Here is a 24,154-nt window from a genome sequence, read left to right as displayed (position 1 = left end):
TGTATATGCATTTCAAGCATTTTTCGCAGTGAATTCGTTGACAGGCAAGCGCTGGCAGCTATTATTTTTGATCCAGGAAGTTCTTGAGCATCGCGTGGCCGTGCTCGGTGAGGATGCTCTCGGGGTGGAACTGCACGCCCTCGATGGCCAGCTCGCGGTGGCGGATTCCCATGATCTCGCCGTCGTCCGTCCAGGCCGTCACCTCCAGCACTTCAGGGCAGCTCGCGCGCTCGATGGACAGCGAGTGGTAGCGGTTCACCGTGAACTGCTTGGGCAGGCCGGCGAACACGCCCGTCTGCGTGGTGGTGATGACGCTGGTCTTGCCATGCATGAGTTGCTGCGCCCGGATGATCTTGCCGCCGAAGGCCGCGCCAATGCTCTGGTGGCCCAGGCACACGCCCAAGATGGGGAGCTTGCCGGCGAAGTGCTGGATCGCCGCCACCGAGATACCCGCCTCGGCCGGCGAGCATGGCCCGGGCGAGATCACCAGCCGGTCGGGCGCACGCGCGGCAATGCCCTCCAGCGTGATCTCGTCGTTGCGGAACACATCGACTTCGGCGCCCAGCTCGCCGAAGTACTGCACGATGTTGTAGGTGAAGCTGTCGTAGTTGTCGACCATCAGCACGCGCGTCATGGCGTCACCTCCTGGCCCTTGCGGCCCTCTGCGCACAGGCGCGCGAATTCACGGTGTTCGTAGGCGATGTAGGCCTCCATCATGCTGCGGTAGATGGCCTCGATCACGTCGGGCTCGCCGCCCTCGGCCGCCGCACGCGCGCGCACGCGCTGCACGATGGCCTCGATGCGCGCTTCGTCGCGCACCTGGTCTTCCCGCGGCTTGTTGAGGGCAGCCTGGGTCATGTAGCCGCCGCGCTCCACGAGCAGCGGCACCAAAATGTCGTCCAGCGCGTCGATGCGCGCGCGCACCTCGGCCATGCTGGCGCAGGGCTGGGTCTTGTCGATTGCACGGGTGGTCATTCCAGCCCCTCCTCCACCAGTTCGGCCGCACGCAGCAGGGCGCGCGCCTTGTGTTCCGTTTCCTTCCATTCGAGCTCGGGCACCGAGTCGGCCACCACGCCGGCCGCCGCCTGCACGTAGAGCGTGCCGTCCTTGACGATGCCGGTGCGGATGGCGATGGCCACGTCCATGTCGCCCGCATAGCTCAGGTAGCCGCAGGCGCCGCCGTAGAGGCCCCGCTTGCTGGGCTCCAGCTGGTCGATCAGTTCCATGGCGTGCACCTTGGGCGCGCCGGTGAGCGTGCCTGCCGGGAAGGTGGCCTTGAGCACGTCCATGCTGGTCATGCCGTCGTTGAGGATGCCCTCCACGTTGCTCACGATGTGCATCACGTGGCTGTAGCGCTCCACCGCGAAGGCCTCGGTCACCTTCACGGTGCCGGTCTTGGCGATGCGGCCGATGTCGTTGCGCGCCAGGTCGATCAGCATCACGTGCTCGGCGCGTTCCTTGGGGTCGTTCACCAGCTCCACTTCGGTGGCCTTGTCGGCCTCGGGCGTGGCGCCGCGCGGGCGCGTGCCGGCCAGCGGGCGGATGGTGACCTTCTGCCCCTCGGGCGTGCTCTCCTGGCGCACCAGGATCTCGGGGCTGGAGCCCACCACCTGGAACTCGCCGAAGTTGTAGTAGTACATGTACGGCGACGGGTTCAGCGAGCGCAGCGCGCGGTACAGCGACAGCGGCGATTCGGTGTAGCGCTTGTGGATGCGCTGGCCCACCTGCACCTGCATGAAGTCGCCCGCGGCGATGAGCTCCTTGGCGCGCTCCACGGCCCTCAAGTAGTCGGCCTTGGCAAAGCTGCGCTGTGCGGTGTGGCTCTCGGTGGGCCGCACCACGGGCGCGCTCACGGAATACTTGAGCTGGTCCTTCAGCTCCCGCAGGCGCTTCTTGCCCCTGGCATAGGCCTCGGGCTGGGCCGGGTCGGCGTAGACGATGAGGTACAGCTTGCCCGAGAGGTTGTCGATGACCGCCAGTTCCTCACACTGCAGCAGCAGGATGTCGGGGCAGCCCAGCGTGTCGGACGGGCAGGTGGCCTCTAGCTTCTTCTCGATGTAGCGCACCGCGTCGTAGCCGAAGTAGCCCGCCAGCCCGCCACAAAAGCGCGGCAGCCCCGGGCGCAGCGCCACCTTGAAGCGCTTTTGGTAGGCGGCAATGAAGTCCAGCGGGTTGCCCGGGTGCGTCTCCACCACTTGGCCGTCGGTCACCACCTCGGTGCGCGCCGCATCGCCGAAGCCGCTGGACCGCAGCAAGGTGCGCGCAGGCAGGCCGATGAAGCTGTAGCGCCCGAAGCGCTCGCCGCCGACGACCGACTCCAGCAAAAAGCTGTGCTTGCCGTCGCCCTTGCCATGGGCCAGCTTGAGGTACAGGGAGAGAGGGGTTTCCAGGTCCGCAAAAGCTTCCGCCATCAGCGGGATGCGGTTGTAGCCTTCGCTGGCCAGGCTTTTGAATTCCAGTTCAGTGATCACAAGAAGATTCCCAGCTCGTGCGGCGCGGTCGCTGGCTGGCCAGTGCGCCGCAGGATCATTCAGAGGAGTCGGCCCCGTGCAGGACAGCACGTGTGGGACCACGGGCGCACGCTGGGGAGGCGCCCAGGTGCAGTCAGGGGTTCAACGACGCAGGCTTGCGCCAGGGCCAGGCTCCCCGGTCGCTGCAACCTGTGATGAACGTGTGGTGAATGAACATGGACCCGCAGTGTAGCAAAGCACTTTGTCACCTGCGCGGTGGATGCTGCAGCGCATCCACGCGAAAACCCTATTGCCGACCAGCCCTCGATGGCGCAACATTTAGAAACGAACGATCGTTCTTTTTTTGGAGTTGCGCAATGCCCTTCACCCGTCGTCGCACCCTGCAGTGGGGTGCTCTGGCCCTTCCCCTGTGCCTGGCGCTTCCGGCTCCCGCATCGACGGAGCCGACGACCGCAGCCGGCGTCAAGTTCGAGCCCACCCTCGACCTGGGCGGCAGCAAGCTGCAACTCAATGGCGCCGGTGTGCGCTACAAGGCCGTGTTCAAGGTGTATGCCGCAGGCCTGTACCTGGAGAAGAAGGCGTCCACGCCTGCCGAGGTCTACGCGCTGCGCGGCCCCAAGCGCATCAGCGTGACCATGCTGCGCGACATCGACTCCACGGAACTCGGCAAGCTGTTCTCGCGCGGTATGGAAGACAACATGGACAAGGCCGCCTTTTCCAAGCTGATTCCGGGCGTGCTGCGCATGAGCCAGATCTTTTCGGAGCACAAGAAGCTCATGGCGGGCGAACAGTTCGTCGTGGACTGGCTGCCCGGCACGGGCACGCAGGTGACGGTGAAGGGCGTCCCGCAGGGCGAACCGTTCAAGGAGCCCGAATTCTTCAACGCATTGCTGGGTATCTGGCTCGGCAGCCAGCCGGCCGACTGGAAGCTCAAGGACGCCCTGCTGGGCAAGGAATAAAGCCCATCGACCCACGCAGTGACGATGCGCAGAGAAAGCATGCCATTGACCCTCTGATGGCGTTTTCAGCCACATCCCCCTTGGCAATACACTTTATTGCAATTGCGCAGCAAGGGGCCTCTATGCATCTCAGCAACTTCAAGGTCGGCACGCGCCTGGCCTTGTCCTTCGGCTTGGTTCTGCTCATCACCGTGGTCATCGCGGCGGTAGGCATATGGCGTTTGCAGGAGTTGGCAAGCGTCACCCATCAGCTCACCAGCACGGACAACGAACGGCTGCGCGCCGCCAGCACATGGCGGCAGGCGATTGACCTGAACTGGGTGCGCACGCGCGCCGCCATCCTGGATGCGGACACCTCCCATCTCTCGAGCTGGCAAAGCGAGATTGCCAAGACCTCCGAAGAAGCATCCAAGGCGCAGGAGGTGGTGGAGCGGCTGGTGACCACCGACGAAGGACGCCGCTTGCTCGCCGACATCGCGAAGACGCGCGAAGCCTATCGCGGCCCGCGGGCTGAATTGCTCAAGCGCAAGGCTGCCGGCGAGAGTGTGGGTGAGTTGCTCGACAGCCAGCTCAAGCCGTTGGCCGACGCTTACCTACAGTCCATCGTCGCCATGGAACAGCGCCAGCGCGCGCTGTACGAAAGCACCCGCGACAACGCTGCCAAGCAGGCCACGCTCAGTCGCGCCATCCTGATGGTCGTGACCGCAGTGGCGCTGCTGGTGGGCGCGGGCGCCGCCATCTTGTTGAGCCGATCCGTGACCGGGCCCCTGCAGTTGGCCGTGCGCGGCGCAGGCTTGATCGCCGAAGGCGACCTCACCCAGTCCATCCAAGCCCACGGCCGCGACGAAGCCGCGGCGCTGCTGAAGGCACTGGGCCACATGCAGGGCAACCTCGCTCGCGTAGTGGCCGGCGTGCGCGCCAATGCGGAGAGCGTCGCGTCGGCCAGCGCGGAGATCTCGCAGGGCAACCACGATCTGTCCGGCCGCACCGAGAGCCAGGCCAGCGCCCTGGAAGAAACGGCCGCCTCCATGGAGCAGTTGGGCGCCACCGTGCGCCAGAACGCCGACAACGCCCGCCAGGCCAACCAACTCGCCATGAATGCCAGCACCGTCGCCGTGCACGGCGGCGAGGTGGTCTCCGAGGTGGTGGACACCATGCGCGGCATCAATGAGTCCAGCCGCAAGATCGCCGACATCATTGGGGTGATCGATGGCATTGCCTTCCAGACCAACATCCTGGCGCTGAATGCCGCCGTGGAGGCCGCGCGTGCCGGTGAGCAAGGCCGCGGGTTTGCCGTGGTGGCCGGCGAGGTGCGCGCGCTGGCGCAGCGCTCGGCCGAGGCCGCCAAGGAGATCAAGCAGCTCATCACCGCCAGCGTGGAGCGCGTGGAGCAGGGCTCGCAGCTGGTGGACAAGGCCGGTGCCACCATGACCGAGGTGGTCACCGCCATTCGCCGCGTGACCGACATCATGGGGGAGATCAGCGCCGCCAGCAGCGAGCAAAGCTCGGGCGTTGCACAGGTGGGCGAGGCCATCACCCAGATGGACCAGGCCACGCAGCAGAACGCCGCGCTGGTCGAGGAGATGGCCGCCGCCGCCAGCAGCCTCAGCGGCCAGGCCCGCGAGCTCGTCGAGGCCGTCGCCGTGTTCAAGCTGGCGCAGAACGCCTCCGCCCTGCCGCGCATGGCGCCCGTGCATGCCACCGCCGTGCCGACTCCCGTACCCGCCACCTCCGCGACACCCGCCGCCCCTGCCCGGCCCGCCACGCCGCCGGCGTCCACCCGGGCGCCAGCCGCCGCCTTGGCACGTCCAGCAGCAGCGCGCCCTCAACCCGCGCAGGCGGCCCGCACGGCTGCTGCCGACAACGACGAATGGGAGAGCTTCTGAGGACCCGGGCGCCCCGCGCGGCGCCCATGGCGCGCATGCGGCCGGAGGAATTCAGCTAGCGATCAGCTCGGTGAGCGCATCCACGTAGCCGTCCGCGTCCACGCCGCGCACGGGCTGGCCGTGGTTGTAGCCGTACGTCACCAGCACCACGGGGCAGCCCGCCGCACGCGCGGCCTGGGCATCGTTGCTGGAGTCGCCGATCATCAGCGTGCGCGCGGGCGAGGTTCCCACCGCCTCGCAGGCCTTGAGCAGTGGCAGCGGGTCGGGCTTCTTGCGCGCGAACGCATCGCCGCCGAACACGTGGGTGAAGAAGCCGTCCAGCCCTTTGGCGCGCAGCAGAGGCCGGGCGAAGTCGGTGGGCTTGTTGGTCAGGCACACCAGCGGCCGACCGGTGCGGTGCAGCGCAGCAAGCCCTTCGGCCACGCCGGCGTACAGCGCCGCATACTGGCCGTTAATGGCCAGGTAATGGTGCTGGTAGCGCTCCCACGCCTGGGGATACAAGGCCTCGGCCTTTGCTTCCAATTGCATAGCTTTCAGCGCTTGCTGGTCGGGCGCTAGAACGTGTTTTAGTACTGAACGCAGGAGATGCTCCGACCCCTTGCCGACCATGCGTTCGATCGCCGCGGGCGCGATGGCGGGCAGTTGCAGGTCGCGCAGCATGCGATTGAGCGCCTCGGCAAAATCGCCCAACGTATCCACCATGGTGCCGTCGAGGTCCACGATCGCGGCGTCGGTGCGCGCGAGCAGCGCGGCGAGGTCTTGTTGCACCCGTTCCATCCCTTGTCCTTGTCAGTCATGCATTGAGCGCGGGCAGTGTATGCGCTGTCCGACCCGTCCGACACACCACGGCGCCGCATGCGGACAGACGCCTTCCGGGTGGCGCCCTACGATGGACAGCCATTGTTGGAACCGTCAAAACCATCGCCCTTCAGGAGGTCATCCCATGGCATTGCATCGATTCACCGCCCTGCTTCCCGCCGCATTGCTGCTGTGCGCCGGCGCGGCGCAGGCTGCCAACGAAGTGCGCAGCCAGTACAGCAGCGATCGTGCCGCCTGCGCGTCCGTGCCCGCGGAAAGCCGCGCCGCCTGCGTACGCGAGGCAGGGGCGGCCGCCCAGGCCGCGCGCGCCGGCCAGCTGTCCAGCAGCGACACCAGCATCTATGAGCGCAACGCGCTGGCCCGCTGCGAGGCCTTCAAGACTCCACAGGACCGGTCCGATTGCGAGGCGCGCGTGCGCAGCAGCGCCACGGTGTCGGGCTCGGTGGAAGGCGGTGGCGTGCTGCGCGAAGCCACCACGCCGGTGCAATAGGCTTTTTCAGCGGATTGCGATCAAGCCGCGCGGCGGCGCCTCACGCCAGTTCGGCGCGCATGGCGTCGATCACCGCCTTGTAGTCGCTCTTGCCGAAGATGGCGCTGCCTGCAACGAACGTGTCCGCGCCCGCATCCGCCACCCGGCGGATGTTGTCGGCCTTGATGCCACCGTCCACCTCCAGGCGGATGTCCTTGCCCGAGGCCTCGATGCGCCTGCGGGCCGCTTCGATCTTGCGCAGCGTGCTGTCGATGAAGCTCTGTCCGCCAAAGCCGGGGTTCACGCTCATCAACAGGATCAGGTCGATGTCCTCGATCACCCAGTCCAGCACGTCAAGCGGCATGGCGGGGTTGAAGGTCAGGCCCGCCTTGCAGCCCTGCGCGCGGATGTTCTGAATGCTGCGGTGCACGTGCGCCGAGGCATCGGGGTGGAAGCTGATGAGGTCCGCCCCCGCCTTGGCAAACGCCGTGGCCAGTTCGTCCACGGGCTGCACCATCAAGTGCACGTCGATCGGTACGGCGTGCCCTGCGGGCGTCACGGCATGGGGCTTGAGGGCCTGGCACACCATGGGGCCGAAGGTGAGGTTGGGCACATAGTGGTTGTCCATCACGTCAAAGTGGATCCAGTCGGCGCCGGCGGCGATGACGTTGCGCACTTCTTCGCCCAGGCGGGCAAAGTCGGCAGACAGGATGGAGGGGGCGATGCGGTAGGTGCGGCTCATGGCCGCGATTGTCGCAGTTGACGCCGCCGCGGCGCGACGTTCGCATGCCGGGCACAGCCGGAGCGGGGCCTTAGCAGGCCTTGTGCGACGCGGGCCGCACCATCGCCGCTACCATTGCACGATGCCGAAATACCAGTTCCAGGTGGAGGTGCAGCCGCAGTACCTACCCGACGAGTCCGCGCCCGACGAAGGCGTATACAGCTTTGCCTACACCATCACGATCACCAACACGGGCGACGTGACCGCGCAGCTGATTTCACGCCACTGGATCATCTCCGACGCCAATGGCCACACCGAGCAGGTCAAGGGCCTGGGCGTGGTGGGCCAGCAGCCGCTGCTCAAGCCCGGCGAGGCATTTCAGTACACCAGCGGCTGCCGCCTGCGCACCGCCAGCGGCAGCATGCACGGCAGCTATTTCTGCGTGGCCGAGGACGGTGAGCCGTTCACCTGTCCGATCGAGCTGTTCGTGCTGGAGGCATTCTCGCCCGGCCAACCGGGCCAGCCCATGGCGGCAAGGGTGCTGCATTGAGCCGCAGCGGCCCTGATCTGGCGCAGCTGCTCGCCGGTATCGACCCGACCGCACCGCTGGCACAGCGGCACCTGCAACTCATCGCCGTGCTGGATTGGGTGCGCGGCGACGGCCAGTCCACAGAGGGCGCCGCAGGCCGCGTGGCCCTGCTGGTCGACGCGGCGGAACGCTCGCCCGACATCCAGGTGCGGCTGCAAGCCTGGTGGGCAGCGCTCACGCAGCAGGTGGACATCACCACGCTGCTGGCGGACTTCGGCTTTGCCCAGCGCACCTCCATGGCCAGCGAGCTGGCCGAGCGCGTGCGCTACAAACTGCTGCCCTCCAGCCCCGAAACGCTGGATGCGTCGGAGTTGTTCATGCTGGCGCTGCCTAGCGATTTCGACGCGCGCTGGCTGGCGTCGCTGGACGAAACCCTGCTGGGCCGCCTGCTGGCCGTGCTGGTGCCCGCCAGCGAGCAGGGCGGCGCCAGCCATTGGCAGCGCGCGCTGCTGGACGCCATCACCTACTGCGCCGGGCAGATCCTGTCCACCGGCTTTGCGCCCGAGCTGCGTCTGCGCATGAGCGAGGAGGCGCGCGAGGCCCAGCCCTTTCATGCGCTGATCCGCGACGTGGAGAGCCTGCGCGTGGAGGTGGAGCACCCGCTGCGCACCGGCGATCGCCTGCAGGAAGCCGTGCAGCGCCTGCGCGAGCGCCTGGACGCCTGCCGCGCCGCCACCAACACGGTGTATGCGCACTTCGAGGACAACGGCATCTCCGTGGGCCTGGTGTTTCGCCTGCGCCAGCTGCGCGAGCGCATCCTGCGCGTGCGGGAGCTGCTGGAATGCCTGCTGTCGCCCCGCCCCGCCGTGGCGGCGGCCAAGTTCCTTGCGCGCCTGGTGACCGTGGGGCGCGAGCGTCGCAGCCTGCGTGCGCTGGTGGCGTCCAACTCGTCCATGCTGGCGGCCAAGGTCGCCGAGCGCAGTGCCGAGACAGGCGCGCACTACATCACCCGCACGGCGGGCGAATACCTGGCCATGGTGCGCAAGGCGGCGGGTGGCGGGCTAGTGATGGCCTTCACCACGCTGGCCAAGTTCGGGCTGTACGCGCTGGCGCTGTCCGCGTTCTGGGGCGGCTTCATGGCGGGCGTGAACTACGCCGTCAGCTTCGTGCTGATCCAGCTGCTGCACTTCACCGTGGCCACCAAGCAGCCCGCCATGACGGCACCCGCCATGGCCGCCAAGCTCAAGGACCTGGACGAGGCGCAGGGGCTGGAGTCCTTCGTGGACGAGGTCGCGCACCTCGTGCGCTCGCAGGTGGCCGCCGTGCTGGGCAACGTGCTGCTGGTGTTCCCCGGGGCGCTGGCCCTGGCGCTGCTCATCGCGCAGATGCTCGGGCAGCCGGCCATCGGCACGGCCCAGGCGGAACACGTGCTGCAGTCGCTGCACCTGCTGGGCCCCTCGCTGCTGTTCGCGGCCTTCACCGGCGTGCTGCTGTTCGCGTCCAGCATTTTCGCGGGCTGGGTGGAGAACTGGTTCGTATTGCGCCGGCTGGACTCGGCCATCCAGTACAACCCGCGCATCACGCACATGCTGGGTGCTGCACGCGCCGCCCGCTGGGCGCGCTTCCTGCGGGGCAACATCTCGGGCTTTGCGGCCAACATTTCGCTCGGCTTCATGCTGGGGCTGACGCCGGCCTTTGCCGCGTTCTTCGGCCTGGGCCTGGATGTGCGCCACGTTACGCTGTCCACCGGGCAGATCGGCGTGGCCAGCGCCACGTTGGGCATGGACGTGCTGCACCAGCCGGCTTTCTGGTGGGCCGTGGCCATGGTGCCCTTCAACGGTGCGCTCAACGTCCTCGTCAGCTTCTACCTGGCGTTCCGCCTGGCATTGCGTGCGCACAACGTGGGCAGCGTGGACCGCGCGCGCATCTACCGCGCGCTGCTGGCGCGCTGGCGCAGCGCGCCGCTGGGCTTTTTCCTGCCCCGGCGCCGCACCGTCTGATAAGGTGCGCCCACCGCAGGCTGCGCGCCGTCCTACAGAAGTAACGCGACCGCTGCAGATACATTCAGTTAACAGCCTGGGAACGTAGTCACGTTCCACGCAGCTGCAGCGCGCGCCCTTGGTGCAGGCTGCGCCCGGGCATCCAGCGGGCCTGCCCGCACGAGACAGAGGATCTACAACAATGAATGAGCTGATGAGCTTTTGGGCGCAGTGGCTGCGCCCATCGGCGGGGTTGCCCACGGTGCAGTGGTCGCTGCTGCTGGCCGTGGCCTCCATCACGGGCTATCTGGTGCAACGCTACAGCGGCCTGCCCAAGGTCGTGGGTTACACGCTCGTGGGCACCATCGTGGGCCTGCTGGGCTTTGGCGGCGCCGTGTGGCCGCTGCAGGGCATTGGCCTGTTCCTGGTGGAGCTGGGCGTGGCCGTGGTGCTGTTCGAGGCGGGCGGTCGCATTCCGCTGCGCTGGTTCCGCCATAACCCCATGGTGCTGGTGCAGAGCATCGCGGAGTCCGCCTTCACCTATTTCGCGGTGTACTGGACGATGCTGTGGTTCGACGTACCCGAGCGCGCCGCCGGCCCACTGGCCCTGGTCGCGATGGCGGCATCACCGGCGGTTCTGACGCGCGTGGTGTCCGACACGCGCGCCGCCGGCCCCGTGACCGACCGTGCCGTGGTGCTCGCAACGCTGTCGTCCCTGTATGCGCTGGCGCTGGGCAGCGCGCAGGCCGAGCTCATCAACCGCCCCGGCGTGGGCCTGGTGGGCACGCTGTATCCCGCGCTGGTGGTGCTGGGCGTTTCTGTGGCCGTGGGTGCACTGCTGTCGCTCATCCTGCGCCTGGCGTTGCGCGTGATGAGCCCGACGAGCGAGAACACCTCCATGCTGCTGATGGCCCTGATCGCCGCCAGCACCGCCGTCACCGCGCACATGGGCGGCTCGGCCCCGCTGGCCGCGCTGCTGGGCGGCATGCTGCTCAAGCAACTGCACCCGCGCCCCTGGGCCTGGCCGCGGCAGATGGGCACCGCCTCTTCGCTGCTGACGATGCTGATGTTCGTGCTCGTCTCCACCGTCGCCGCGCAGGCCGACTGGAGCGGCCCGGTGGTCGGCGCCGTGCTGGCGCTGATCTTCGTGCGCCTGCTGGCCAAGGCGCTGGGCGTGGGCGTGGGCAACGTGGGCAGTGGCGCCAGCTGGCGCCAGGCCCTGTGGCTGAGCTGCGCCATGGCGCCGATGTCGGCCATCGCATTGCTGGTGGCCTCGCAGTTCGTGGTGGCCTCGGCCTCCACGGGCCACCTGATCGCGCGCATCGCCCTGCCGGCCATCCTGGTGATGGAAGTGCTGGGCGCGGTGATCGCCACCGTGGCCATCTACCGCGCGGGCGAAAGCTCCAAACCCTGGGCGCCCCTGAGCAGCCGCGGCAGCAACACCGGAGACACCCAACGTGAGTCTTGAAGCCTTCCACCATTCCGAGCCCCTGACGCTGGGCGTCGAGCTGGAACTGCAGCTCGTGAGCACCAACGACTACGACCTCGCGCCCTACGCCGAGGACATGCTGCGCCTCATGAAGAAGGTGCCGCTGCCCGGCAGCGTGGTGCCCGAGATGACCAACAGCATGATCGAGATCTCCACCGGCGTGTGCCACAGCAGCTCCGAGGTGCTGGGCCAACTCACGCAGATCCGCGACGCGCTGGTCAAGAGCGCGGACAAGCTCAACATCGCCGTCGTCGGCGGCGGCACGCACCCCTTCCAGCAATGGCACGAGCGGCGCATCTACGACAAGCCGCGCTTTCAGGAGCTGTCGCAGCTGTACGGCTACCTGTCCAAGCAGTTCACCATCTTCGGGCAGCACGTGCACATCGGCTGCCCCGACGCCGACTCCGCCCTGCTCATGCTGCACCGCATGAGCCGCTACATCCCGCACTTCATCGCGCTGTCGGCCTCCAGCCCGTACGTGCAGGCGCAGGACACGCAGTTCGACTCCGCGCGCCTCAACTCGGTGTTCGCGTTCCCGCTGTCGGGCCGCGCGCCCTGCGTACTCACCTGGAGCGAGTTCGAGCAGTACTTCAACAAAATGACGCGCACCGGCGTGGTCAAGAGCATGAAGGACTTTTACTGGGACATCCGCCCCAAGCCCGAGTACGGCACCATCGAAATCCGCGTGTTCGACACGCCGCTCACCATCGAGCGCGCCGCGGCCCTGGCCGGCTACGTGCAGTCGCTGGCCGCGTGGTTCCTGGCCGAGCAGCCCTTCACCCCCACCGAGGACGACTACCTCGTCTACACCTACAACCGCTTCCAGGCCTGCCGCTTCGGGCTGGACGCGGTGTACGTGGACCCTGCCAGCGGCGACCACATGCCGCTGCGCGACCACATCCTGCAGACGCTGGACCACGTGGCGCGCTACGCCGGCACGCATGGCGCATCGGGCGCGCTGCACATGCTGCGCGGTGAGACCGCGCTGGGCCAGAACGACGCCCGCTGGCTGCGCGAGCGCCAGCGCGAAGAGCAGTTGCTGGCCGAGGTCAGCCGCCAGGCCGCGCTGCGCTTTCGCGGGCACGACATCTGAACGCGGCAGCCGCCCATGGGTGAGTTCGACCTGATTGCGCGCTATTTCACGCGCCCGGTGCGCCGTGCGACGCTGGGCGTGGGCGACGACTGCGCGCTGCTGTCGGTCGCACCCGGCATGCAGCTGGCCGTGTCCAGCGACATGCTGGTCGAGGGCCGCCATTTCTTTGCCGACGTGGACCCCGCGCACCTGGGCCACAAGGCGCTGGCGGTGAACCTGTCGGACCTGGCCGCCTGCGGCGCCAGGCCGCTGGCCTTCACGCTGGCGCTGGCGTTGCCGCGCGTGGATGCGCCCTGGTTGCAAGCGTTTGCGGACGGCCTGCTGCGGCTGGCCGACGCGCACCAGTGCGAGCTGGTCGGTGGCGACACCACGCAGGGGCCGCTGAACCTCTGCGTCACCGTGTTCGGCGAAGTGCCCACGGGCCAGGCCCTGCTGCGCAGCGGTGCGCGGGTGGGCGACGACATCTACGTGAGCGGCACGCCCGGCGAGGCGCGCCTGGCGCTGGATGCGCTGCGCGGCCGCCTGGCGCTGCCGCCCGCCGCCCTGCAGCAGTTGCGCCCACGGCTGGAGCAGCCCACACCGCGCGTGGCGCTGGGTCTGGCGCTGCGCGGCGTGGCCAGCAGCGCCATCGACGTGAGCGATGGCCTGCTGGGCGACCTGGGTCACATCCTGAAGGCCTCGGGCGTGGGCGCCAGCGTGGACGCCACCGTCGCTACCAATTTACTAGCTGCTAGCGCCCAGCAGGCGGGCGCTACAGCCGGTTTTGGCGCACAAACGCTGATGCAATGCGCGCTGGCCGGCGGCGACGACTACGAACTGGTCTTCACCGCCCCTCCCGCACAGCAGGCCGCCGTGCAGGCCGCCGCGCAGGCCAGCGGTACGCGCGCCACGCGCATCGGCCGCGTCGAGCCCGCGCCCGGCCTGCGTGTGGTGGACAGCCAGGGGCAGCCCGTGGCGCAGCACTTCGCCTCGTTCGACCACTTCGCCTGACCGCTCCCGCTACCGGGCCGGCGCCGCTGGTAGCATCGGCCGGCCCTTGCATCCTTGCCGCCCATGCCCGATACGCCGCCCCCCACCCCACTGCCGCCCCACGCCCTGCGCCGCTTTCTGTTCGTGCACCCCGCGCACTGCATCGCGCTGGGCTTTGGCAGCGGACTGTCGCGTGTGGCACCGGGCACGGTGGGCACGCTGTGGGGGTGGCTGGCGTTCCTGGTGCTGCAACTGTGGCTCACGCCGCGCGGCATGGGGCTGCTGATCGCGCTGTCGCTGCTGCTGGGCTGGTGGGCCTGCACCGTCACCGCACGCCACATGCGCGTGGCAGACCCCGGCCACATCGTGTGGGATGAGATCGTCGCGATCTGGATCGTGCTGTGGCTGGCCATGCCCATGGGCTTCTGGGGCCAGCTCGCCGCCTTTGCGCTGTTCCGTTATTTCGATGCCGCCAAACCCGGCCCCGTGGCCTGGGCCGACCGGTTGTTCAAGGGCTTCGGCTGGCGCGGCGGCCTGGGGATCATGCTGGACGACCTGGTGGCCGCGTTCTGCACGCTGCTGGTGATCGCGCTGTGGCGCCACTGGTTCGGGTGAATGCCATGGAACTATCAAAAATAGAGCTGCCAGCGCTTGATGGACAAGCGCTGGCGGCCAATTTGATTCATATCTCCACGGCCCTGCTCGCACGCGGCTGGATGCTGGCCACGGCCGAGAGCTGCACCGGCGGCCTGATCGCCGCGGCCTGCACCGACCTGTCGGGGTCGAGCCAATGGTTCGAGCGCGGCTTCGTCAGCTATTCCAACGCCGCCAAGACCGCGCTGCTGGGCGTGCCCGCCGATCTCATCACGGCCCACGGCGCCGTGAGCGAGCCCGTGGCCCGCGCCATGGCCGAGGGCGCCGTGCGCCACAGCGCCGCGCAGGTCAGCGTGGCCGTGACGGGCGTGGCCGGCCCCACGGGCGGCAGCCCGGACAAGCCGGTGGGCACGGTATGGTTCGGCTGGTGCGTGGCGGGCGCCACCCATTCGGAACTGCGGCGCTTTGGCGGAGACCGCGCCGCCGTGCGCGCCGCCACGGTGCGCCACGCGCTGGGGCGGCTGGCGCAGTTGCTGGCACAGGCGCCTGCCCCTTCGTGCTCCTGACGGCCCCACTGGGCCTGGCGGCGCCGTAGCACCTGGGCAGGCCCAGAGCGCAATACCGGGCCACCGGCTGCGTGCCGCCCACTCAATGCCGGCGAGTCGAACCGGGCCGCGTCAGGCCGTGCCGCGTCAGGCCGGGTCGCGTCAGACCGGGTCGCGTCAGACCGAGCCGCGCCAGGCCAGCTACACCAGGCAAGGCCGCGTCAAGCCGCGCCGCAGCACTTCTTGTACTTCTTGCCGCTGCCGCAGGGGCAGGGGTCGTTGCGGCCGGGCTGCTCGCCCTTGACGATGGTTTCCTGGCGCGGACCCAGGCTGCGCCAGAGCTGGCGCAGGTCGTACACGCCCCAGATGGCCTCGCCAAAGACCTCCAGCCGCTCCTGGCTGGTGCTGGGCGGGCCGTCTTCGGCGTACATGCAGATCTCGGGCTTGCCGGTGTCGTCCTCGGTGAGGGCGACGATGGATTCGAGCGCGCCGTCCAGCCACTGGGCGGCTTCCTTGTCGCGCGGGGTGGCCCAGTCCTCGGGCCAGTTCTCCACGGCGAACATGAAGCCCAGCGCCCAGACCTGGCCGAAGGAAGGAATCTCCTGCCCCGCCATCTCGGCGCGCTCCTCCTCGGGCAGGCTGGCGATGGCGCCGCGCATGTCGATCACCTCGGGCTGGAAGGCGTTGTCGGCGTCCAGCGATTCGGCCTGCTCGTCCAGTTGCGCCTGCACTTCGGCGCGGCGCAGCTCCCACAAGGCAAGGAAGCGCTCCTGCTGCGCCAGGTCCTTGAACGTGGGCACCAGCGGCAGGGGCTCGCCTTCGGCCACGTCCAGTTCCAGGCCGTCGCCCAGCAGCATGGGCAGCCATTCCGCCGCGGGCACGGGGCGGCGCGTGCAGACCAGCGCCGTCAGGAAGCCGTCGCAGAACTCCCACTGCGGCACATCTTCCTCACGCGTGCGCAGGTCGTCCAGCAGGCTGTCGAGTTCGTCCAGTTCGTCCGGCCCCAGGGCGGGGGCGGCGGCGGATGCGGGGGTATCGGAGGTGGCGTTCATGCGGAATCGGGCGGGGCTTGGACCCGCGGGCTAAGGAGGGGGAGGAACAGGGCCCCATGAGGCCTGAGGCGCGCAGTGTAACGCCGCAGGTTGCGCACTAGCTATTGTATTAATAGCTGCTCGCGCTTATTACACAAGCGCTAGAGCTTGATTTGGCTTAAAAACAGAAACGCCCCATGCCAGGGCAATGGGGCGCAGCGGTCGGTAACAAAGGGCCGCCTGGGCGGCCCACCCAGCCTTATTGGCTGGCGATCTCCAGATGGGCCTCGCGGGCTTCTTGGATGAACTCGAGGATCAGACGGACGGCTTCGCGCATGGTGTGGTTTCCTGACTGAGATGCTCATCCGGTGCGGAACGGCGCGCATCTCATACGCCGACCAACACCGGGTTAACCACTAGGTGTTAACCCTTAGGCGTAAGTATAAACCACAATTCACTTTTGTGCTGCAGCGCAGCGAAGGCTGGGGCGATCAGGGCGCGGCTACTCCTCTGCCGTCCACTCCACCCGGGCCCCCAGGCTGCGCAGGTTCTCCACAAAGTGCGGGTGCGCGCGGCGGATGGGCGTGGCGTTGCGGATCTCCGAGCGTCCCGGGATACTGGCCGCCACCATGAACAGCGCGATCGCCACGCGGATGATGTAGGGGCTCTCCACCACCGCCGGCGCCAGCGGCCCGCCACCGAAGGTGACGATGCGGTGCGGGTCGGACTGGTACACATGCGCGCCAAACTTGGACAGCTCGCCCGTCCAGCCTAAAGCGCCGTCGTACACCTTGTTCCAGAACATCGCGTTGCCCTGCGCACGCACGCCCAGCGCGATGAAGATCGGCAGCAGATCCACCGGGAAATAGGGCCAGGGTGCTGCCTCCACCTTGGTCAGCACGTTGGGGGTAAAGGGCGTCTGCACCGTGAGCGGCCCGTCCACGGAGGCGCGCGACCAGCCGTCCCGGTGCTCCACGCGCACGCCAAACTTGGCAAACGTGCGGTCGATCAGCGGGAAGTTCTCCGGTGCGCTGTTCTTCACCACCACGTCGCCGCCGGTGATGGCCCCCAGCGCCAGGAAGGTGGTGATCTCGTGGAAATCCTCGGCAAAGCGGAATTCACCGCCCCCCAGGTCGCCGCCGCCATGCACCGTAAGCCGCGAGGTGCCCACGCCCTCGATCTGCGCGCCCAGCATTTGCATGAAGCGGCAGAACTCCTGCACGTGCGGCTCGGACGCCGCGTTGGTCAGCGTGGAGGTGCCCTGCGCGGCCACGGCGCACAGCACGAAGTTCTCGGTGGTGGTCACCGAGGCATAGTCCAGCCAGTGGTGCACCGGCGTGAGCATGCCCACGCGGCGCACCAGCAGCGAGCCCTCGGCCCGCTCCACCTGGCCGCCGAAGCTGCGAAAGACCTCCACATGCGGGTCGATCTCGCGCACGCCCAGGGTGCAGCCCTTCACGTTGTCCTCCAGCCGCGCCACGCCGAAGCGCGCCAGCAGCGGCGGCACCAGCATGATGGACGAGCGCATCTCCTCGGGCAGGCGGTGCGTGGCGGCGTCGAAATGCGTGGCCTGGTGGTGCAGTTCCAGCGTGGCGCTGGCATGGTCCCAGCGCACCTCGCTGCCCAGGGTGCGGAAGATCTCCAGGATCTTGCGCACGTCGGTGATGTCGGGCACGCCCACCAGGCGCAGCGGCGCGCGCGTGAGCAGCGTGGCGCACAGCACGGGCAATACCGCGTTCTTGTTGGCCGAGGGGGTGACGCGGCCACGCAGCGGCGTGCCGCCATGCACGATCAGGTTGGACATGGTTCGCAAATCTCTTCAAAAACAATAGCTGCCACCGCATGCGTGTCCTGCGTCAACAGCCGTTTGCGCATGCAAAGCACAGCCTTGTCCTTGGACACGATGATGGCGCGGTGCGCGACCGCCAGGTCGATGAACTTCTGGTCGTCCGCGTCCTTGCAGGCCCAGGGCGCGCGCGGCGCCACCTCGACCAGGCGCACGCCCGCGTCGAACGCCGTCAGTACGTCACCTGCGCCCACGCCGTAATACGCCATGCGCGGCTGCAGGTGGGTGTACTGCAGCACGCGCTCCAGCTCGTCCCGCATGTGCTGCGTGGCAATCCAGTCCAGGCGCTGGGCATGCAGCAGCGCACGCACGGTGGCCACGGCCGCGTCGGCGAAGATGAACAGGTCGAGCACGATGTTGGTGTCCAGCACCACGGCACGCGCGCTCTCGCCCGCCGGCGCCACGGCGGGCAGGCGCAGCTCAGGACGCATCCGAGGCTCCGCCGACCGGCGCACCGTTGGCCGCGCCGCCCTCCCCCGTGTGGCCGGCGCGCGGCCGATCCCGCACGGCGCCCGCCACGAGGTCGAAGCGGAACAGGCGGCATTCGATGGGGCCGTTCCACAGCGGCACGCGGCGCGACTCCTTCAGGCGCATCTTGCTGGGCAGCTTGAGGTCGGGCGTGAGCATCCAGGCCTGCCAGCCGGCGTAGTGCTTCTTCCAGTGTGCGGCCAACTGCGCGAAGAAGTCCACGCCGTCCTCGGTCTGCGCCGTCTCGCGGCCCATGCGCTCGACCGTGGACATGCGCTCACGCGCATTGCGCCCCGCCGTGCCGGCCGCGGCGATGCGCTCGCCATACGGCGGATTCAGCAGCATCACCCCGGGTTGTTCACTGGGCGGCATGCGCTGCAGCGCATCGCCGCCGCGCAGCTGCACCGCGTCGGCCACGCCGGCGCGCACGGCATTGCGCTGGGCAAAGTCCACCATGCGGTGCGACACGTCGCTGCCAAAAATCGGCACCGAGGCCGTGGTAACGGCGCTGGCAGCTTCATCCTTGATAGCAGACCAGACATGCGCCTGGTGCGGCAATAGCTTCTCGAAGGCAAAGCGCCGCTGCAGGCCCGGCGCGATGCGGCAGGCGATCTGCGCGGCCTCGATGACCACGGTGCCGCTGCCGCAGCAGGGGTCGTACAGCGGCAGCGGCTGCTCGCCATGCGGGTCCCAGCCGGTGGCGGCGATCATGGCGGCGGCCAGCGTTTCCTTGAGCGGCGCGTCGCCCTTGTCCTCGCGCCAGCCGCGTTTGAACAGCGGCTCGCCCGAGGTGTCGATGTAGATCTGGGCGCGGTCGCTGGTCAGGTGCAGGTGCACGCGCACGTCGGGCCACTGCGTCTGCACGTCGGGACGCACGCCGGCCTTGGCGCGGAAGCGGTCGGCCACGGCATCCTTCACGCGCAGCGCGGCGAAGTTCAGGCTCTTGAGCGGGCTGTGCTGGGCCGTCACCTCCACCTTGAAGCTCTGGCGCGGGGTGAACCAGATCTCCCAGGCCACGTCGGCCGCGGCGGCATAGATGTCGTCCTCGTTGCGGTAGGGCCGCTCGGCCAGCTGCACCAGCACGCGCTGCGCCAGGCGGCTGTGCAGGTTCAGGCGCAGCGCGTCGCGCCAGGAGGCGCGCAGCAGCACGCCCGCGCGGCCCACGAGCAGGTCCTGCCCGGCCAGCCCCGTGAGGCCATGCACCTCGTCGGCCAGATAGCCCTCCACGCCAGCGGCGCAGGGCAAAAAGAGTTGAAGCTGGTTCATTGCGGCTGTGCTGCGCGCTGCAGCAATGGCTGGAGCACGGATTCAGGAATGGGTGCGGGCTTGCGGGCCGCCCGGTCGATGAAGACGATGCCGGTCTTGCCGCGCGCGATCTCGCGCCCCTGGCTCTTCTCGGTCATCCGGAAGACGAGGTCGAAGCCGTAGCGGTTGAAGTCCTGCGGCGTCATCTCCACGCGCAGCGTCTCGCCGTGGAACGCCTCGGACTTGTACTGCGCCACGATGTCGCCCACCACGGTGGACAGGCCCGCCACGTCGGCCTCGGGGTAGCCCAGCGACTTGAAGAAACGCACGCGCGCCTCGGACACGAGGCTGAGCAACTGCGCGTTGTCCAGGTGCCCGCCCTGGTTGACATGGCTGATGTAGATCTGCAGCTCGGTACTGAAGCCGAAGTGCGGGGGAAGGTCAAAGACGACGCGTGCCATGGTTCAAAGTGCCTTGCGGAGGTTGGCCGGGGCGATCTTGAGCGCCTCACGGTATTTGGCCACGGTGCGGCGCGCACATTCAATGCCCTGCTCCTTGAGCATCTCGGCGATCTGGCTGTCCGACAGCGGCTTGTGCGGGTTCTCGGCCGCGATGAACTGCTTGATGAGCGCGCGCACGGCCGTGCTGGAGGCGTTGCCGCCGGTTTCGGTGCCCAGCCCCGAGCCGAAGAAATACTTGAGTTCGTAGGTGCCTTGCGGCGTGGCCATGTACTTGGCGGTGGTCACGCGGCTGATGGTGGACTCGTGCAGGCCCAGTTCATCGGCAATGTCGCGCAGCACCAGCGGGCGCATGGCCAGTTCGCCATGCACGAAGAAGTTCTTCTGCCGCTCCACGATGGCGCGCGACACGCGCAGGATGGTGTCAAAACGCTGCTGGATGTTCTTGATGAACCAGCGCGCCTCCTGCAGCCGTGCCTGCAGCGCCTGGTGGCCTTCGCCACGGCCGCCGCGCAACGCGCCGGCGTAGATGTCGTGCACGCGCAGGCGCGGCATCACGTCCGGGTTGAGCTGCACGCTGAAGTTCTGCTGTCCGCCGCGGCCGGTTTTCTTGACGATCACGTCGGGCACGATGATGTTGCGGTCCACGTCGGCAAAGCGCCTGCCCGGGCGTGGCTCCAGCCGCGCAATCAAAGCCATCGCGGCACGCGTGCGCTCTTCGCTGGTGCCGCAGGCCTGCGCCAGGCGGCGCACGTCGCGCTTGGCCAGCAGGTCCAGCGGCTGTCCGCAGATGGCCAGCGCGGCCTGGATCACGTCGGGGTCGCCCTCTTCGTCCTGGACCATCGCACGCAACTGCAGCGTGAGGCATTCGGCCAGTCCGCGCGCGCCCACGCCCGCGGGCTCCAGGCTTTGCAGCAGGCGCAGCGCCACGGTGAAACGGTGCACCAGTTCATCGAGTTGCTCGGGGTCTTCGGTGCCCGCCAGGCTGGCGGCCAGGTCCTGCAGCGACTCGTCCAGGTAGCCGTCGTCGTTCAGCGATTCGATGAGGAAGCGCAGCGCGGCCATGTCCAGCTCGGACAGGCGCAGCGCCAGCGCCTGGCGGTGCAGGAAGGCCGTGAGCGACTCCTGGCTGCGGGCCAGCTCGGTGGCGTCCACCTCGTCGTCGCTCCCCGCGCCGGCACCGTTGCGCGCCGGGGCGTCGCCGCCCCACTCGCTGTCGTCGGGCGCCAGGTCTACCGAGCCGTCGCCTTCCCAGTCCGCGGGTTCGGCCGTCGTTTCGGCGGTGGAGGTTTCTGCATCATTTTGGCTTGTAGCGCTTTCCTGTCCTGCGCTGACAGCTCCTGAATAAATAGCATCTTCGGCTTCGCGGTCTTGCTCGCTCACCGGTGCATCGGCCTGGGCCAGGCCGAAATCCTCGCGCGGGGCCTCTTCCAGCGTGCGCTCCAGGAAGGGGTTCTCGTCGAGCATCTGCTCGACCTCCTGGGCCAGCTCCAGCGTGGACAGCTGCAGCAGGCGGATCGACTGCTGCAACTGCGGTGTGAGCGCCAGGTGCTGCGAGACGCGCAGCGACAGGCCGGGCTTCATGGCCTGCAACCCACTGTCTGGTCCTGCATCGCGCCGTGGTCGCCCATCACTCTCACATGCGGAAGTGCTCGCCCAGGTACACCCGGCGCACTTCCGCGTTGTCGACGATGTCCGACGGCGTACCCTGAGCCAGCACCTGGCCGTCGCTGATGATGAAGGCGTGGTCGCAGATGCCCAGCGTCTCACGCACGTTGTGGTCGGTGATCAGCACGCCAATGCCGCGCGCCTTGAGAAAGCCAATGATGCGCTGGATCTCGATCACGGCGATCGGGTCGATGCCGGCGAAGGGCTCATCCAGCAGGATGAAGCGCGGCTGCGTGGCCAGCGCGCGCGCGATCTCCACGCGCCGGCGCTCGCCGCCCGACAGCGCCAGTGCAGGCGACTTGCGCAGGTGGTCCACGCGCAGCTCCTGCAGCAGCGCGGTCAGGCGCCGCTCCACCTCGGCGCGCGGCAGGGTGCGGCCGGCCTCGTCGGTCTGCAGCTCCAGCACCGCGCGCACGTTGTCTTCGACATTGAGCTTGCGAAAGATCGAGGCTTCCTGCGGCAGGTACGACAGGCCCAGCCGCGAGCGCCGGTGGATGGGCATGTCCGTCACGTCCTGCCCGTCGATGCTGATGCGGCCGCCGTCGCTGCGCACCAGGCCGACGATCATGTAGAACGACGTGGTCTTGCCGGCGCCGTTGGGGCCCAATAGGCCCACCACCTCTCCCTTTTGCACGACCACGGACACGTCCTTGACCACCTTGCGGCTGCCGTAGGACTTCTCCAGGTGCAGCGCCTCCAGGCGGCTGACGCCTTCGCTCATGCGCGCATCGTCCAAGGCCGCGCTCACTTCGCGCCGTCCAGGCTGGGGCTGGTACGCAGCGCGGGCGGCTCGGTGCGCACGGGCGGCGTGGCGCTGGTGCCCGAGGCAGGCTCCTTGGGCGCGAGCACCGCCCGCACCCGGCCGCCCGGCGTGCCAGCAGTGGCGCCGGCGGGCGCGGTCTTCTGCCCGTCCACGGTGAACACGTCCGTGAGGTTGTTGTAGACGATGAGGGCGCCGGCCAGCTCGTCGGTCAGTGTGGCCTCGCGGTAGCGGCGCAGCTCGGCGCGGCGGATGAGCTTCACCACGTCGGCGCGGCCGTCGTATTCGATGACCTCGCCCTCGCCCTCGACGAACTCGTCGGGCGCGCCCGGCGCGGTGTCACGTTTTTGCCGGAAAAAAGCGCGCTTGCCCGGCTCGGCCGTCACCACACCGTACTGGAAGCCGTCGGCATCCTGGCGCACCTCCAGCTGCGCGCCGCGCAGCACGATGGTGCCCTTGGTCATGACGACACGGCCGGTGAAAACGCTGGTCTGCTTGAGCTCATCGTGGCGCAGGGCATCGGCCTCGATGTTCATGGGCTTGTTGCGGTCGGCTTTTTCGGCGTGCACCAGCGGCGATGCGGCCAGCGCCAGGGCCAGCGCTGCGGCGCGGGACAGGAGGAGGAAGGGCAATCGGGTTCTCATAGAGGGCACGAATCTTGCGACCATTGTACTGACGCAAGCGCGCCGCCGCCGCAGTGGATCGCATCAACCCGTACAGGCCTGCCACCGGCCGCCATGCCGCCGCGCCAACCGGTGCGCAGGCATGAAAAAAGCGCGCCCGTAGGCGCGCTTGTCGCTGGTGGCGGCGGGGCGCTTCAGCCCTTGCGCGCTACGCCAACCAAGTGCTCCACCACCTGCAGCACGCTTTGCATGTTGCCAGCCATGGTGCCGTCGGTGTAGTAGCGGCCGGCCACTCCCATGGAGGGCACGCCCTCGACCTGGTAGCCGTCCTGCAGCTGCGACGCCTTGCGCACCTGGTTGGATACGGTGAAGGAGTTGTAGACCTCCTTGAACTTCGCCACGTCCACGCCCTGCTTGCCGATCCAGTCGAAGATCAGCTCGTCCTTGTTCAGCGGCAGGCGTTCCACGTGCACCGCACGGAACACCTTCGCATGCAGCTCGGGCAGCTTGCCCATGCCTTCCAGCGCGTAGTAGAGCTTTTGCTGCGGCACGAAGCTCGCATTGAACGCCACGGGCACGCGGCGGATATGCAGGTCCTTGGGCGCCGACTTGATCCAGGCCTCCAGCGAAGGCTCGAACGTATTGCAGTGCGGGCAGCTGTACCAGAAGAACTCGATAACTTCGATCTTCCCGGCAGGTGCCTCGGTTGCGACAGGCTTGCCCAGCTTGACGTAGTCCTTGCCTTCCTTGAACTGGCGGCCTTGCGCCAGTGCGGGCGCCGCCAGCGGCAGGCTCAGGGCGGTGGCCGCGGAGGCGACGGTCAGAGAAAACTCACGGCGTTTCATAGGTTGGGATCACTCCTGGACAGTATGGAGGGTTGTGAGCGCCAGCGCGGGCAAAAGTTCAGCGCTGCACCCGGACCAGCGCGGACTCCACCCCCGCGCCATCGAGTTTTTCCTTCAGCGACTCGGCGTCGTCACGCTTGCCGAACGGGCCCACGCGCACGCGGAACACCGTGCGGCCGTTCTGCTCGCGCTCGCTGACGCGCGCCTCCCAGCCCAGCATGGCCAGCTTGGCGCGCTGCGCATCGGCATCCTGCTGGGTGCGGAACGCGCCCGCCTGCACGAAGTATTCGAAAGGATCGGCACTGGTCGCGGGAGCGGGCGCCGCGTTGGCCTTGGCGCGGGCCAAGTCGCCCAGCGGGTCGGCCGATGTCGGTGCCGCGCCGGGCCGGCTGGCCGCCGCCCGCGGACCCGACGCAGGCTGGGCTGCGGCGGTCGCGGTGTCGGACGCGGGAGCGGCAGCCGGCGCGGCAGGGCGCACAGGGTTCTTGCCGTACAACGGCGCGTTGGGGTCCCAGTTCTTGTTCTTCGTGGCCTCGTCCTGCTCGGACGCACGCGGCGTGCTCTTGTTCAGGAAGGGCACGGGCACCTTGGTCACATACACGGCCACGGCCAGCGCGGCTCCCAGGCCCACGATCACCCCGAGGATGAAGCCCACGATGGTGCCGCCGCGTTGCTGTTTCTTCATAT

At 68.3% G+C, this 24,154-nt stretch carries 25 protein-coding genes; 10 read left to right on the top strand and 15 right to left on the bottom strand.

Annotated features, from left to right (window positions below; translation table 11 throughout):
- Nucleotides 1-61: 61 nt before the first annotated feature.
- From MRB47_RS02190 to trpE, 3 genes are read right to left on the bottom strand one after another with little or no spacing between them, the layout of a single operon-like run.
- The gene (locus tag MRB47_RS02190) at nt 62-634 is read right to left on the bottom strand and encodes an aminodeoxychorismate/anthranilate synthase component II (protein ID WP_252101784.1); all 573 of its coding nucleotides are present in this window, start codon (nt 632-634) and stop codon (nt 62-64) included.
- Nucleotides 631-975, bottom strand: a complete 345-nt coding sequence (locus tag MRB47_RS02185) for a chorismate mutase (RefSeq protein ID WP_011803830.1) — start codon at nt 973-975, stop codon at nt 631-633. Before MRB47_RS02185 ends, MRB47_RS02190 begins: the two co-directional genes overlap by 4 nt.
- Nucleotides 972-2,471: an anthranilate synthase component I gene (trpE, locus tag MRB47_RS02180; protein WP_252101783.1), complete on the bottom strand. Its 1,500-nt coding sequence runs from the start codon at nt 2,469-2,471 to the stop codon at nt 972-974. Before trpE ends, MRB47_RS02185 begins: the two co-directional genes overlap by 4 nt.
- A 356-nt stretch (nt 2,472-2,827) precedes the next feature.
- Here trpE and MRB47_RS02175 point away from each other — a divergent pair, with 356 nt between their 5' ends.
- Entirely contained in the window at nt 2,828-3,430 is a 603-nt protein-coding gene (locus MRB47_RS02175) for a chalcone isomerase family protein (protein WP_011803828.1), read from the top strand.
- Nucleotides 3,431-3,552: 122 nt separating this feature from the next.
- Nucleotides 3,553-5,316, top strand: coding sequence for a methyl-accepting chemotaxis protein (locus tag MRB47_RS02170; RefSeq protein ID WP_252101782.1), 1,764 nt, complete (start codon nt 3,553-3,555; stop codon nt 5,314-5,316).
- A 51-nt stretch (nt 5,317-5,367) separates the two neighbouring features.
- Here MRB47_RS02170 and gph read toward each other — a convergent pair whose 3' ends face one another.
- Nucleotides 5,368-6,093, bottom strand: coding sequence for a phosphoglycolate phosphatase (gene gph / locus MRB47_RS02165; protein WP_252101781.1), 726 nt, complete (start codon nt 6,091-6,093; stop codon nt 5,368-5,370).
- A gap of 166 nt (nt 6,094-6,259) precedes the next feature.
- On the opposite strand from gph, the gene MRB47_RS02160 reads away from it, so the two are divergent.
- Nucleotides 6,260-6,625 carry a hypothetical protein gene (locus MRB47_RS02160; RefSeq protein WP_252101780.1) on the top strand — a complete coding sequence of 122 codons (366 nt, stop codon included), beginning with the start codon at nt 6,260-6,262 and terminating at the stop codon, nt 6,623-6,625.
- 40 nt (nt 6,626-6,665) lie between these two features.
- Here the strand turns inward: MRB47_RS02160 and rpe are convergent, their stop codons facing one another.
- Complete coding sequence (gene rpe / locus MRB47_RS02155; protein WP_011803824.1) at nt 6,666-7,346, bottom strand: ribulose-phosphate 3-epimerase; 681 nt, start codon at nt 7,344-7,346, stop codon at nt 6,666-6,668.
- Between the two features lie 121 nt (nt 7,347-7,467).
- On the opposite strand from rpe, the gene apaG reads away from it, so the two are divergent.
- From apaG to MRB47_RS02120, 7 genes are all read left to right on the top strand, one after another.
- Entirely contained in the window at nt 7,468-7,875 is a 408-nt protein-coding gene (apaG, locus tag MRB47_RS02150) for a Co2+/Mg2+ efflux protein ApaG (protein ID WP_012655416.1), read from the top strand.
- Nucleotides 7,872-9,854 carry a site-specific recombinase gene (locus MRB47_RS02145; protein WP_252101779.1) on the top strand — a complete coding sequence of 661 codons (1,983 nt, stop codon included), beginning with the start codon at nt 7,872-7,874 and terminating at the stop codon, nt 9,852-9,854. Before apaG ends, MRB47_RS02145 begins: the two co-directional genes overlap by 4 nt.
- A 181-nt stretch (nt 9,855-10,035) precedes the next feature.
- Nucleotides 10,036-11,301: a cation:proton antiporter gene (locus tag MRB47_RS02140; RefSeq protein ID WP_011803821.1), complete on the top strand. Its 1,266-nt coding sequence runs from the start codon at nt 10,036-10,038 to the stop codon at nt 11,299-11,301.
- Nucleotides 11,291-12,415 carry a YbdK family carboxylate-amine ligase gene (locus tag MRB47_RS02135; protein ID WP_012655413.1) on the top strand — a complete coding sequence of 375 codons (1,125 nt, stop codon included), beginning with the start codon at nt 11,291-11,293 and terminating at the stop codon, nt 12,413-12,415. The genes MRB47_RS02140 and MRB47_RS02135 overlap by 11 nt, the downstream gene beginning before the upstream one ends.
- A 15-nt stretch (nt 12,416-12,430) precedes the next feature.
- Nucleotides 12,431-13,405: a thiamine-phosphate kinase gene (gene thiL, locus MRB47_RS02130; protein WP_252101778.1), complete on the top strand. Its 975-nt coding sequence runs from the start codon at nt 12,431-12,433 to the stop codon at nt 13,403-13,405.
- A 63-nt stretch (nt 13,406-13,468) separates the two neighbouring features.
- The gene (locus tag MRB47_RS02125) at nt 13,469-13,999 is read left to right on the top strand and encodes a phosphatidylglycerophosphatase A (RefSeq protein ID WP_011803818.1); all 531 of its coding nucleotides are present in this window, start codon (nt 13,469-13,471) and stop codon (nt 13,997-13,999) included.
- Nucleotides 14,000-14,004: 5 nt separating this feature from the next.
- Nucleotides 14,005-14,544 (top strand): CinA family protein, encoded by a 540-nt coding sequence (locus MRB47_RS02120; RefSeq protein ID WP_252101777.1) that lies wholly within the window; start codon nt 14,005-14,007, stop codon nt 14,542-14,544.
- Nucleotides 14,545-14,744: 200 nt separating this feature from the next.
- Here MRB47_RS02120 and MRB47_RS02115 read toward each other — a convergent pair whose 3' ends face one another.
- The 10 genes from MRB47_RS02115 to MRB47_RS02070 form a co-directional block, all read right to left on the bottom strand.
- Nucleotides 14,745-15,575: a YecA family protein gene (locus MRB47_RS02115; RefSeq protein ID WP_011803816.1), complete on the bottom strand. Its 831-nt coding sequence runs from the start codon at nt 15,573-15,575 to the stop codon at nt 14,745-14,747.
- A gap of 481 nt (nt 15,576-16,056) precedes the next feature.
- A complete protein-coding gene (locus MRB47_RS02110; RefSeq protein ID WP_252101776.1) occupies nt 16,057-17,358 on the bottom strand; it encodes a UDP-N-acetylglucosamine 1-carboxyvinyltransferase in 1,302 nt (433 codons plus the stop codon).
- The gene (locus tag MRB47_RS02105) at nt 17,346-17,831 is read right to left on the bottom strand and encodes a putative toxin-antitoxin system toxin component, PIN family (RefSeq protein WP_220638394.1); all 486 of its coding nucleotides are present in this window, start codon (nt 17,829-17,831) and stop codon (nt 17,346-17,348) included. The genes MRB47_RS02110 and MRB47_RS02105 overlap by 13 nt, the downstream gene beginning before the upstream one ends.
- Nucleotides 17,821-19,134, bottom strand: coding sequence for a class I SAM-dependent RNA methyltransferase (locus tag MRB47_RS02100; RefSeq protein ID WP_252101775.1), 1,314 nt, complete (start codon nt 19,132-19,134; stop codon nt 17,821-17,823). The genes MRB47_RS02105 and MRB47_RS02100 overlap by 11 nt, the downstream gene beginning before the upstream one ends.
- The gene (locus MRB47_RS02095; RefSeq protein WP_011803812.1) at nt 19,131-19,574 is read right to left on the bottom strand and encodes an acyl-CoA thioesterase; all 444 of its coding nucleotides are present in this window, start codon (nt 19,572-19,574) and stop codon (nt 19,131-19,133) included. The genes MRB47_RS02100 and MRB47_RS02095 overlap by 4 nt, the downstream gene beginning before the upstream one ends.
- A gap of 3 nt (nt 19,575-19,577) precedes the next feature.
- Nucleotides 19,578-21,155 (bottom strand): RNA polymerase factor sigma-54, encoded by a 1,578-nt coding sequence (locus MRB47_RS02090; protein WP_252101774.1) that lies wholly within the window; start codon nt 21,153-21,155, stop codon nt 19,578-19,580.
- Between the two features lie 52 nt (nt 21,156-21,207).
- The gene (lptB, locus tag MRB47_RS02085; protein ID WP_088888621.1) at nt 21,208-21,960 is read right to left on the bottom strand and encodes an LPS export ABC transporter ATP-binding protein; all 753 of its coding nucleotides are present in this window, start codon (nt 21,958-21,960) and stop codon (nt 21,208-21,210) included.
- A gap of 23 nt (nt 21,961-21,983) precedes the next feature.
- Entirely contained in the window at nt 21,984-22,643 is a 660-nt protein-coding gene (gene lptA, locus MRB47_RS02080; RefSeq protein ID WP_041838776.1) for a lipopolysaccharide transport periplasmic protein LptA, read from the bottom strand.
- Between the two features lie 173 nt (nt 22,644-22,816).
- Nucleotides 22,817-23,467, bottom strand: coding sequence for a thiol:disulfide interchange protein DsbA/DsbL (locus tag MRB47_RS02075; protein ID WP_011803808.1), 651 nt, complete (start codon nt 23,465-23,467; stop codon nt 22,817-22,819).
- A gap of 58 nt (nt 23,468-23,525) precedes the next feature.
- Nucleotides 23,526-24,152 carry an SPOR domain-containing protein gene (locus MRB47_RS02070; RefSeq protein ID WP_047349343.1) on the bottom strand — a complete coding sequence of 209 codons (627 nt, stop codon included), beginning with the start codon at nt 24,150-24,152 and terminating at the stop codon, nt 23,526-23,528.
- Nucleotides 24,153-24,154: the final 2 nt, after the last annotated feature.

It is taken from the genome of Diaphorobacter sp. LI3, from assembly GCF_022807955.1.
Classification (GTDB): Bacteria; Pseudomonadota; Gammaproteobacteria; order Burkholderiales; family Burkholderiaceae_C; genus Diaphorobacter; species Diaphorobacter nitroreducens.
The sequence above is the reverse complement of the archived record's forward strand: the minus strand, read 5'-3'. Positions and strand labels throughout refer to the sequence as shown.

What these genes read in the sequence shown, in the direction of transcription:
- rpe (WP_011803824.1), bottom strand. Translation starts at nt 7,346, where the DNA reads ATGAGCCGCACCTACCGCATCGCCCCCTCCATCCTGTCTGCCGACTTT.
- lptB (WP_088888621.1), bottom strand. Translation starts at nt 21,960, where the DNA reads ATGAGCGAAGGCGTCAGCCGCCTGGAGGCGCTGCACCTGGAGAAGTCC.
- MRB47_RS02070 (WP_047349343.1), bottom strand. Translation starts at nt 24,152, where the DNA reads ATGAAGAAACAGCAACGCGGCGGCACCATCGTGGGCTTCATCCTCGGG.
- thiL (WP_252101778.1), top strand. Translation starts at nt 12,431, where the DNA reads ATGGGTGAGTTCGACCTGATTGCGCGCTATTTCACGCGCCCGGTGCGC.
- MRB47_RS02190 (WP_252101784.1), bottom strand. Translation starts at nt 634, where the DNA reads ATGACGCGCGTGCTGATGGTCGACAACTACGACAGCTTCACCTACAAC.
- MRB47_RS02110 (WP_252101776.1), bottom strand. Translation starts at nt 17,358, where the DNA reads ATGTCCAACCTGATCGTGCATGGCGGCACGCCGCTGCGTGGCCGCGTC.
- apaG (WP_012655416.1), top strand. Translation starts at nt 7,468, where the DNA reads ATGCCGAAATACCAGTTCCAGGTGGAGGTGCAGCCGCAGTACCTACCC.
- MRB47_RS02120 (WP_252101777.1), top strand. Translation starts at nt 14,005, where the DNA reads ATGGAACTATCAAAAATAGAGCTGCCAGCGCTTGATGGACAAGCGCTG.
- MRB47_RS02170 (WP_252101782.1), top strand. Translation starts at nt 3,553, where the DNA reads ATGCATCTCAGCAACTTCAAGGTCGGCACGCGCCTGGCCTTGTCCTTC.
- gph (WP_252101781.1), bottom strand. Translation starts at nt 6,093, where the DNA reads ATGGAACGGGTGCAACAAGACCTCGCCGCGCTGCTCGCGCGCACCGAC.
- MRB47_RS02160 (WP_252101780.1), top strand. Translation starts at nt 6,260, where the DNA reads ATGGCATTGCATCGATTCACCGCCCTGCTTCCCGCCGCATTGCTGCTG.
- MRB47_RS02100 (WP_252101775.1), bottom strand. Translation starts at nt 19,134, where the DNA reads ATGAACCAGCTTCAACTCTTTTTGCCCTGCGCCGCTGGCGTGGAGGGC.
- MRB47_RS02090 (WP_252101774.1), bottom strand. Translation starts at nt 21,155, where the DNA reads ATGAAGCCCGGCCTGTCGCTGCGCGTCTCGCAGCACCTGGCGCTCACA.
- MRB47_RS02140 (WP_011803821.1), top strand. Translation starts at nt 10,036, where the DNA reads ATGAATGAGCTGATGAGCTTTTGGGCGCAGTGGCTGCGCCCATCGGCG.
- MRB47_RS02175 (WP_011803828.1), top strand. Translation starts at nt 2,828, where the DNA reads ATGCCCTTCACCCGTCGTCGCACCCTGCAGTGGGGTGCTCTGGCCCTT.
- MRB47_RS02115 (WP_011803816.1), bottom strand. Translation starts at nt 15,575, where the DNA reads ATGAACGCCACCTCCGATACCCCCGCATCCGCCGCCGCCCCCGCCCTG.
- MRB47_RS02075 (WP_011803808.1), bottom strand. Translation starts at nt 23,467, where the DNA reads ATGAAACGCCGTGAGTTTTCTCTGACCGTCGCCTCCGCGGCCACCGCC.
- MRB47_RS02105 (WP_220638394.1), bottom strand. Translation starts at nt 17,831, where the DNA reads ATGCGTCCTGAGCTGCGCCTGCCCGCCGTGGCGCCGGCGGGCGAGAGC.
- MRB47_RS02095 (WP_011803812.1), bottom strand. Translation starts at nt 19,574, where the DNA reads ATGGCACGCGTCGTCTTTGACCTTCCCCCGCACTTCGGCTTCAGTACC.
- MRB47_RS02185 (WP_011803830.1), bottom strand. Translation starts at nt 975, where the DNA reads ATGACCACCCGTGCAATCGACAAGACCCAGCCCTGCGCCAGCATGGCC.
- lptA (WP_041838776.1), bottom strand. Translation starts at nt 22,643, where the DNA reads ATGAGAACCCGATTGCCCTTCCTCCTCCTGTCCCGCGCCGCAGCGCTG.
- MRB47_RS02125 (WP_011803818.1), top strand. Translation starts at nt 13,469, where the DNA reads ATGCCCGATACGCCGCCCCCCACCCCACTGCCGCCCCACGCCCTGCGC.